This is a genomic window from Streptomyces colwelliae, from assembly GCF_048158785.1.
GTDB lineage: Bacteria > Actinomycetota > Actinomycetes > Streptomycetales > Streptomycetaceae > Streptomyces.
Genome location: NZ_JBLTJC010000025.1, coordinates 47,407 through 56,140, shown reverse-complemented (window position 1 = coordinate 56,140; position 8,734 = coordinate 47,407). Strand labels below are relative to the sequence as shown.

5 protein-coding genes and 1 pseudogene are annotated in these 8,734 nt (G+C 71.0%); 4 read left to right on the top strand and 2 right to left on the bottom strand.

Annotated features, from left to right (window positions below; translation table 11 throughout):
- Window positions 1-88 precede the first annotated feature (88 nt).
- On the top strand, window positions 89-1,717 hold the full coding sequence (locus ACNFOC_RS08255; RefSeq protein ID WP_416958208.1) for an RICIN domain-containing protein: 1,629 nt from the start codon (window positions 89-91) through the stop codon (window positions 1,715-1,717).
- A pseudogene (locus ACNFOC_RS08250) lies at window positions 1,666-2,418 on the top strand (helix-turn-helix transcriptional regulator); the annotation flags it as partial. The gene ACNFOC_RS08255 and the pseudogene ACNFOC_RS08250, both read left to right, overlap by 52 nt.
- A 72-nt stretch (window positions 2,419-2,490) precedes the next feature.
- On the opposite strand, the gene ACNFOC_RS08245 reads toward ACNFOC_RS08250, so the two are convergent.
- Entirely contained in the window at window positions 2,491-3,405 is a 915-nt protein-coding gene (locus ACNFOC_RS08245) for a helix-turn-helix transcriptional regulator (RefSeq protein ID WP_416958206.1), read from the bottom strand.
- A gap of 152 nt (window positions 3,406-3,557) precedes the next feature.
- Between ACNFOC_RS08245 and ACNFOC_RS08240 the strand changes: the two genes are divergently transcribed.
- Window positions 3,558-3,698 (top strand): hypothetical protein, encoded by a 141-nt coding sequence (locus tag ACNFOC_RS08240; protein ID WP_416958204.1) that lies wholly within the window; start codon window positions 3,558-3,560, stop codon window positions 3,696-3,698.
- 20 nt (window positions 3,699-3,718) lie between these two features.
- On the opposite strand, the gene ACNFOC_RS08235 is transcribed toward ACNFOC_RS08240, so the two are convergent.
- A complete protein-coding gene (locus ACNFOC_RS08235; RefSeq protein ID WP_416958202.1) occupies window positions 3,719-7,585 on the bottom strand; it encodes an nSTAND1 domain-containing NTPase in 3,867 nt (1,288 codons plus the stop codon).
- Window positions 7,586-7,841: 256 nt separating this feature from the next.
- On the opposite strand from ACNFOC_RS08235, the gene ACNFOC_RS08230 reads away from it, so the two are divergent.
- Complete coding sequence (locus ACNFOC_RS08230) at window positions 7,842-8,228, top strand: hypothetical protein (RefSeq protein WP_416958200.1); 387 nt, start codon at window positions 7,842-7,844, stop codon at window positions 8,226-8,228.
- Window positions 8,229-8,734: the final 506 nt, after the last annotated feature.

The following is an 8,734-nucleotide window of genomic DNA, read 5'->3' as shown; positions in this document are numbered from 1 at the left end:
CAGGAACGCCACCACCCGCTGGGCATGGGCCGGTAACACGACTTCGTGCTGCCCGACGTCGAGACGGAAGCCGACGTCGGCCACCACCTTGGTCGTCAACGCCGCGCAGACCCTGCGCTCCGTCACCCACGTCGGCACGGGCAGCCTCTACGGCCTCGCCACTGCGAGCACCCCCGCCGACAGCGTCGTACAGGCCCTGAAGCCCAACACGTTCGTCCAGATGGCGCCCGGCGGCAGCCAACTCCCCAACGGAGAGCCCGCGCCCGCGGGTGACGCCTTGGTCGTCGCCCCGAAGGCCGCGGCCGCGGGAGCGAAGGTCGTCGTACGAATGCCGGACTGGTATCCGAACTTCCCCTACCAGTGGGTGAGTTGGAGCAACTGGCTCTCGGCGGTGGACCAGCAGGTCGCCTCGGTGAAGTCCTCCGGTGCCACCAACATCAGCGCGTACGAGCTCTGGAACGAGCCGGACTGGACCTGGGACACCACCAACGCGGGCGCTTTCGACGCCGGTTGGGCCCGTACGTTCAAGGAGGTCCGCACCAAGGACACCACCACCCCGATCCAAGGCCCGAGTTACTCGGCGTGGAACCAGTCCTGGATGACCACGTTCCTCACCGACGCCAAGGCCAGCGGTACGGTCCCCGACGTCATCGCCTGGCACGAGCTCCAGGGCAGCTCCGGCATCGCCGCCCATGTCGCGGCCTACCGCTCGCTGGAGAGCAGCCTCGGCATCAGCCCGCGTCCGATCGACATCGAGGAGTACGGCACGCCCACCGAGATGGGCAACTCCGGTGCCCTCATCGGCTACGCCGCCAAGTTCGAGCGTGCGGGCGTCCGCGACGCCGAGCTGGCCTTCTGGAACCACTACGGCACCCTCGGCGACACCCTGACCGACACCGGCGGCTCGCCCAACGGCTCCTACTGGACGTACAAGTGGTACGGCGGCATGTCCGGGAACATGCTCACCACCACACCGCCCGCCCAGACCGGCATCGACGGTCTCGCCTCCCTCAACGGCGCGGGCAACCAGATCAGCGTCATCGCCGGCGGCTGCACCGGTTCGTGCGCCGTCACGGTCAACGGGCTCTCCTCCCTGTCGGCCTACGGCAGCACCGTCCACGTCAAGCTGGAGTACAGCCCCGACACGGGCCGCACCACCGCTTCCCCGGGTCCGATCACCGTCTCCGACACGGACTACTCCGTCTCGAACGGCTCGATCACCGTGCCGATCACGATGAACGCCGCCGACGGCTACCACCTGACGGTCACCCCCAGCGGCACCTCGACGTCCCTGGCCGGGCGCTACCAGATCACCAACAAGAACAGCGGCCTCGCCCTGGACACCCTCAACGCGGCCACCGCACAAGGCACTTCGGTCGTCCAGGCCACGTCCACCACCGGCACCGACCAGAACTGGACCCTCGTGGCCGCCGGCCAGGGCCTCTACAAGATCGTCAACCAGAAGAGCGGCCTGCTGCTCGGCATCACCAACGCGGGCACCGCTAACGGTGGCACCGCCCTGATCTGGGGCGACAACGGCACCGCCGACCACCTCTGGCAGGTCATCCCGGCCCGCGACGGCTACGCCAAGATCGCCAACTACAACAGCGGTCTCCTGCTCGGCGTCGACCAGATGAGCACCACCTCCGGCGCCCAGGTCCTGCAATGGTCCGACAACGGCACCGCCGACCACCTGTGGAAACTCACCTCACGCTGAGGCAGCCGCCAAGCTTCCCGCGTTGGTCGTCCACGACGAACGCGGGAAGGGCCTCACCCGGCCCAGGTGTTCGGCGGTGCCACCTGATCTTCCAGGGGCTCACCCGAACAAGAGCAGCCATTCGGCGAGCGACAACCGGTCGCCTCGAACACGACAGAGGCATGGGAACGCGACCCAGCCCGTCCGTCGTAGAGGCCCTCGCCTCCGCTCTGCGGCTGGGCGAGACGGAGCGCGCCCACCTGCGCGACCTGGCCGCCAGGACGGCCCGTGGCGGCAACGGGGGCGAACAGCCGGATCGCGCCGGGCAGCGTCCGGCCCTGGACCGGGGCGTCGAACTGCTGCTCCGGACACTGCGACCCCACCCCGTCCACGTCGTCGGCCGCACCTACGAACTGCTCGCCGCCACCCCCGGCGGCCTGCGCCTGCTGCCCGGTATGACGGACACCCCGCCCGAGGAACGCAACGTCGTACGGTGGCTCGCCCTGGATCCGGGGGCCCGCGCCCTGTATCCGGACGACTGGGAGAACCAGATCCGCGGCTGCGTAGCCCGGCTGCGCTCGCTCGCCGACATCGCCCCCGACACCCTGGGGCTCGGCCGCCTCATCGCTGAACTGCGTGACAGGAGCCCGGACTTCACCGCGTTGTGGGAGCACTACGACGTCCAGGGCCACACCACAGGGACAAAGACCTTCCACCACCCGGAGTTCGGCGTCTTCACGCTCGGATTTCAAGCCCTCGAACTGGACGGCACCGGCGGTCACCGGGCGTCTGCATCACGACCGCGTATGCCGTCGCTCTTCGGCCGTCACGTACAGGTGCGTGGCCGGCTGGGGAACGGTCAGGTCAAGCAGGAGCATGGCGTCGTGGTCGGCGGTGCCGGGTTCGGCCGTGTAGACGCCGAGGCGCTGGCCGGGGGTGCCCTCAAGGTGCATGCTCTGGCCGCTGAGAGTGAGGACGCCGACCTCGGGGTGGTGGAACGTCTTCTGGACCTTCTTGCGGCCGACGACGTCGTAGCGCTCCCACAGCTTGGCGAAGTCGGGGCTCTTGAGCAGGAGTTCGCCCACCAGGTGGGTGAGGTCGGGGGCGTCCGGGTCGATGCCGGACTGGGCGCGCAGCCGGGCGACGCAGCCGCGGACCTGGTAGTCCCAGTCGGGGAAGAGGATGGGCGCGGTCGGGTGCAGGAAGAGGTAGCGGGCGATGTTGCGCTGGGTGGCGGGCCAGTCGGCGAGGCCTGCGAACAGGGCGAGGCCGCCGGGGTTCCAGGCGAGCAGGTCCATGCTGCGGCCGATGACGTAGGCGGGGCTCGGCCGCAGCGTCTCCAGGACCAGCTTCAGGTGCGGGCTCACGGTGCGGCTCGGCGGCGAGGGTTCGGGGGCGTACTGCGCGGCCCGGGTGGCGAGCTCGCGCAGGTGCTGGTGTTCAGCGTCGTCGAGACGCAGGGCACGGGCGAGAGCGTCGAGTACGGCCGGGCTGGGGCGGGTTTCCTTGCCGCGCTCCAGGCGGACGTAGTAGTCGATGCTGATGCCGGAGAGCGTGGCCAGTTCCTCGCGGCGCAGACCGGGGGTGCGGCGCAGGCCGGTACCCACGGTGAGACCGACCTGGTCGGGGCGCGTCTGGGTGCGTCGCGCGCGCAGGAACCGGCCCAGCTCTTCGCCGTCGCCCCTGTCTGTGCTCTGCTCGGGTGCCATGCCACCAGTGTCACACCGCGCTGACCTGGGTGGCAGGCGCGTGGGAGGCCCTGTCATTACCCCGAACACCGCTCCCCGGCACAGCTCGACCTGCCACCGGGGGCGCGAAGGCGGGATGCTCGGAAGAACCCGCGAAAGCTGAGGAACGCCCCATGCAGACCGTCACCCTCAACAACGGCGTCGAGATGCCGATCCTCGGTTTCGGCGTCCACCTCCCGATGCGACCACTCGTCGGCCTCGGACCAACCCGCGCTGTCCAGCGTCGTCGACCACCGCAGCGGCACTGCCCTTGAGCACGTTCGCAGGTGGCTGGTCACGGGCACGGTGGCCGGTAGGCAAGGTTCCCGAAGTACGTGTTCCACTCGGCGCGGGTGATGGCGGGCCGGCTGAGTCGGCACACACGGTCCGCGACGCGGTCCGGGTCCGTCTCCCACAGACGGGCGACGCCGTCCGCGCCCGCTGTGGCCAGGGTGTGGTCATCGGAGCCGAACGCCGCCGCGAACACCGGCATGACGGGCTCATCGCCGGTCAGCGAGGCAAGTGCCTGGGGGTGGACCGGATCGGTCGTGTCCCACAGCCGGGCGGTGCCGTCGGCACCCATGGTGGCGAGCGTGTTCCCGTCGGGACTGAAGGCGGGAGAGTAGGCGTCGCCTACGTGGCCGCCGAAAGCCGCGCTCTGGTGCAGACGGTGGTCGGTGACATCCCACAGGCGCGTCACGCCGCCGAATTCCGTGGTGGCCAGGGTCTTGCCGTCCGGACGGAAGGCGACGGCGTTGACCCCGTCCGGGAGGGCCGGGGAGACGGCCAGCCTCCTGGGGTGGCGGAGGTCGCCGACGTCCCACAGCCCTACCTTGCGGTCCCATCCCGCGGTGACCAGGGTGTTGCCGTCCGGGCTGAAGACGGCCGCGTTGGTGCCACCGGCGTGGGCGGTGGTGGAGGCCAGTTCGCGGAGGCGGCTGGTGTCCGAGACGTCCAACAGCCGTACGGTGCCGTCCAGGTCGGAGGTGGCCAGGGCACGGCCGTCGGGACTGAAGGCCACGGTGTTCACGTGATCGCCGTACCCGGTGAGGGTGGCAAGCGGGCGGGGGTGGCGGGGAACAGTGATGTCCCACAGCCGGGCCGTACGGTCGTAGCCGGCCGTGGCCAGAACCCGGCCGTCCGGACTCAGCGCCAGCCCGCAGACGGCATCGGTGTGGCCGGTGATGGTGGCAAGCGAGCGGGGGCGGCGGGGAACAGTGACGTCCCAGAGCCGGACTGTGCGGTCGTCGCCGGCTGTGGCCAGAACACGGCCGTCCGGACTCGGCGCCAGCCCGCAGACGGCGTCGGTGTGGCCGTGGAGAGCGGGGAGGGGCAGGTCCCACAGCCGTGCGGTGTGGTCGTCCGCGGCGCTGGCCAGGGTGCGGCCGTCGGGGCTGAACGCCACGAAGACGGCGGCGTCGGTGTGTCCGGTGAGCACGGTCTGCTGCCTCGGGTGGCGCGGATCGCCGATGTCCCACACCCGCACGGTGTGATCCAGGCTCGCGCTGGCGAGCGTGTGTCCGTCCGGGCTGATGGCGACGGAGCGCACGCCATCGGTGTGGCCGGTCAGGGCCGCCAGCGGGGCCGGGCGTCCGGGGACGGCCAGGTTCCACAACCGCACGGTGCGATCCCAGCTCGCGCTCGCCAGGGTCTTCCCGTCGGGACCGAAGGCCACCCAGCTGACGGCTGCGGTGTGACCGGTCAGGGTGGCCGACCTGTGGGCGTTCCCGGAGGCGTCGAGCGTCCACAGGTGTACGGCTCGGTCGAAGCCGGCGGCGGCCAGGGTGCGGCCGTCGGGACCGAAGGCCACGGAGACGAGCGCGGCGTCCGTGTCGTCGTCCGCGCGCAATGAGGCCCTCGTGCGGGGACGGCGCGGATCGGTGACGTCCCACAGCCGTAAGGTGCCGTCGGTACTCGCGGTGGCGAGGGTGGTGCCGTCCGGGCTGAACGCCACGGCGTTGACGTCGCCGGTGTGGCCACGCAGGACCGCCAGCAGGCGGGGGCTGTCCGGGGCGGTGGTGTCCCACAGCCGCGCGGTGTCGTCCCAGCTCGCGGTGGCCAGGGTCCTGGCGTCGGCGCTGAAGGCGGCGTGGCTGACCTTGCCGGTGTGGCCGGTCAGGGTGGCCAGCGGGCGGGCGCGATGGGGGTCGGTGACGTTCCACAGACGGGCGGTGTCGTCGTTGCTGCCGGTGACCAGCGTGCGGCTGTCGGCCGAATAGGCCACCGCGTTGACGTTGTCGGTGTGCCCCGTGAGGCGTGTCGCGTACGGGGTCGCGAAGGTGCTGAGCAGACTGCTCCGGGCCTCGGTGGTGGGGGCCAGGCGGTAGGCGGCGAGGCTGAGCTGGGTGGCGAGCGCGGGATTGGTGGAGCGCAGCGCGGTGGCCTGTTCCGCGACCTTCTGGGACAGGGCGATGTTGCGCTGCCGGGTGGCGGTGTGCTGGGCACGCACCGCGTAGACGGTGGTGGCCGAGGCGGTGATCAGGAGCAGGGTCAGCAACACGGTGAGCCGGCGCAGGCGGCGGACACCGCGGCGGACGGCGGCCTGCTCGCTGTGCGCGGCGGCCCGGCTCGCGTCCAGGAACTCCCGCTCCTGCACGGACAGCGAGGCGCGGTCGAGCGCGGCGACCATGGCGAGACGCGTGCCTCGGTACAGCGCGCCGGGATCTCGCCCCAGCGTCTCCCACGTCAGTGCCGCATCGGTGAGCCGGCGCAGCAGCCGCAGGGCCTCCCGGTCCTCGGCCAGCCATCCGTGCAGCCGGGGCCAGCAGCGGATCAGAGCCTCATGCGCCAGCTCCACCCGTTCGTGATCCAGCGTCAACAGCCGTGCTCGGGCGGCCTGTTCCAGTACGGCGACGATGTCGTCGCCGTCCGCCCGCTCGGCGAGCCCCCGCAGCTCCGCCAGGCGCGCCGGCCTCCGGGTGTCTTCCGTCCCCTCGCCCAGCGCGGTCAGCCGCACAAACGCCCTCCGAGCCAACTCCCTCTGCTCTGGGCTCAGTTGTCCGTAGAACTCCTCCGCGGTGCGAGCGAGGCCGCCTTCGAGTCCGCCCGCTGCCTCGAACGCCTCCAGCGTCAGAGCGTTACCACGCCGTCGCCGCCAGGTCTCAAGGAGCGCGTGCGACAACAGCGGCAGCGCTCCGGCCTGGCCGTGCGCCTGCGCGGTGAGCGACGCCAGCAGTGCGCCCTCGACGGTGAGACCGGCCTTCTGGGCGGGGCTCACCACGGCCCTGCGTAACTCGTCGAGGCTCATCGGCCCGATCGGCACCTGCGCCTCGCGCATGACCTCCACCAGCAGCGGATCGCGGGTGCAGTGCGCGTAGAAGTCGGCGCGCACACCGAGCGCCACCCGGCACTGGCCGGACCCGGCCGACGCGGCGGTGACCAGTGCCGCGACGAAGCACTGCCGCTCGGCGTCGTCCCGGCACAGCGTGAAGATCTCCTCGAACTGGTCGACGACCAGCACGACGCCGTCGCCTCCTTCGCCCCCGTCGCCCCCGTCGGCCCCTTCGGAGCGGGCGACGATCTGCCGCAGCACCCGGGCCAGGTTCTCCGGGTTCTGCCGGAACTCCTCGTACAGCCCGCCCGGCGAGATGCCCGCCAGCGCGCCCAGCCGTACCGCGCACTCCTCCACCGGCCGGGGCCCCGGCGTCAGCACCACCACGGTCGCCGCGTCCCGCAGGCGCGGTAGAAGACCGGCCCGCAACAGCGACGACTTACCCGAACCCGAAGCCCCGATCACCATCACGAACCGCTGCCGCTCCAGCCGCTCGGCCAGCTCCTCCACCAGCTGCTCCCGGCCGAAGAACCACTCCGCGTCCTGCTCCCTGAACGGCCGCAGACCCGTATACGGCGGTGGCGTGCCGGACTCCTCCGCCAGGCCGAGGGCGGGATCCCCGTCACCGAGCTGCTCCGCCGCCTCCCGCCAACGACGCTCCCATTCCTGGACATCCCCGTCGCAGGAGCGCACGTACGCCAGGGTCACCGCCAGCGTCGGCAGCCGCTGCCCGGACGCCGCGGAGGACAGCGTCGAGATCGAGTAGTGCGCCCGCTCCGCCAGTGTCCGGTAGGGCGGATTGCCCGCCTTCCGCCGCAACTGCCGCAAGCCCGCGGCGAACTCCGGTAACGGACCGTCCCCCGCGTCCAGCGGTCGCTCCTTGCGCGGCATCGCCGCACCTCCCCGTTCCCCCAGGTGACGGCCTGACAGCCGCGTCACATTTTTCATGAGTTGTTTGTTCGGCACCAGTGCTCTGAAGGCGAACAACGCGCGGGCCACTACACCTGGAGCGACCGGCCCAACCGCACTCGTGACGGCCAACGGGCGAGGTTGAGGAACGGAACAGGAATGCCGGATGAGACTCGTCGGCTCCGTTCGTCCGGAAACAGCAAGAAACGGATGCTCACACTCCCGAAAGGATCTACAGATGAAGAACCTTCGTACGACTCTGGCAGTCGGAGTGACAGCCATCGCGGCCGCGCTGATCAGCACGTCCCCGGCCGTCGCCGCGCCGGAGACGACTCCCTTCGACCAGGCCGCAGCCTGTATCCAGCCGGTGATTCCCGTGAGCGCCGGGGCGGCGCAGGTTCACCTGTTCCGGTGCGACGACGGCTGGCACGGGCAGATCACCGGTGCCACGCCTGGGGACGAGATCTGGGTGACGAACGCATCGGGCGCCGTGACCGCCTGGCGTACGGTGCCCTCGGGCGCGACCTCGATGAACAGCGGCACGGTCGGCACCTTCGGGTCACCGTGGCGTGCCTGCGGAAAGGACATCAGTCGCGGCGTGATCGGATGCACCAACTACAACTGATCCGAGCCCAGCGCTGGTTCGGCCGCGGCCGGAACGTGAAGGCCCCTTCACCACGTATCGCGTGGTGAAGGGGCGACGCTCGGAGGGGGCTTGTTGGTGCACGGGGTGCCCTTTGGTCTTTTTTGATGCGGCTTACGGCGCTTTCGGTGCCGCCCGAGCTCCAATGGAGGGGCGACGGGTGAGCCAACCGCCTACCTGTCGCACGCTCGGCGGTGACGGCGTCCTGCCGGCGGGCCGCTCGGGCGAACCGCTGGACGGTGTGACGTACCCAGCCCAGATGCCGGGCGATGGCGCACAGGCCCGTCCCCTATCCCCTCGTTCAACAGGCCGTGGACCAGGGCATGATGGGCCCGCATGCGCTCGGCCAGGTACGGGCGCTGCCCGTCGAGATGGAGCCGGTCCGCGCCCTGCAAGGCTTCCGGGGCGCCGAGCGCGGCACCTCTGCCGGGTGGGTAGCCTGGCACGCGGCCAAAGGCGCTGCTTCGCGTCCCGGCAGGACGTCGATG

What these genes read in the sequence shown, in the direction of transcription:
- ACNFOC_RS08245 (WP_416958206.1), bottom strand. Translation starts at nt 3,405, where the DNA reads ATGGCACCCGAGCAGAGCACAGACAGGGGCGACGGCGAAGAGCTGGGC.
- ACNFOC_RS08240 (WP_416958204.1), top strand. Translation starts at nt 3,558, where the DNA reads ATGCAGACCGTCACCCTCAACAACGGCGTCGAGATGCCGATCCTCGGT.
- ACNFOC_RS08235 (WP_416958202.1), bottom strand. Translation starts at nt 7,585, where the DNA reads ATGCCGCGCAAGGAGCGACCGCTGGACGCGGGGGACGGTCCGTTACCG.
- ACNFOC_RS08230 (WP_416958200.1), top strand. Translation starts at nt 7,842, where the DNA reads ATGAAGAACCTTCGTACGACTCTGGCAGTCGGAGTGACAGCCATCGCG.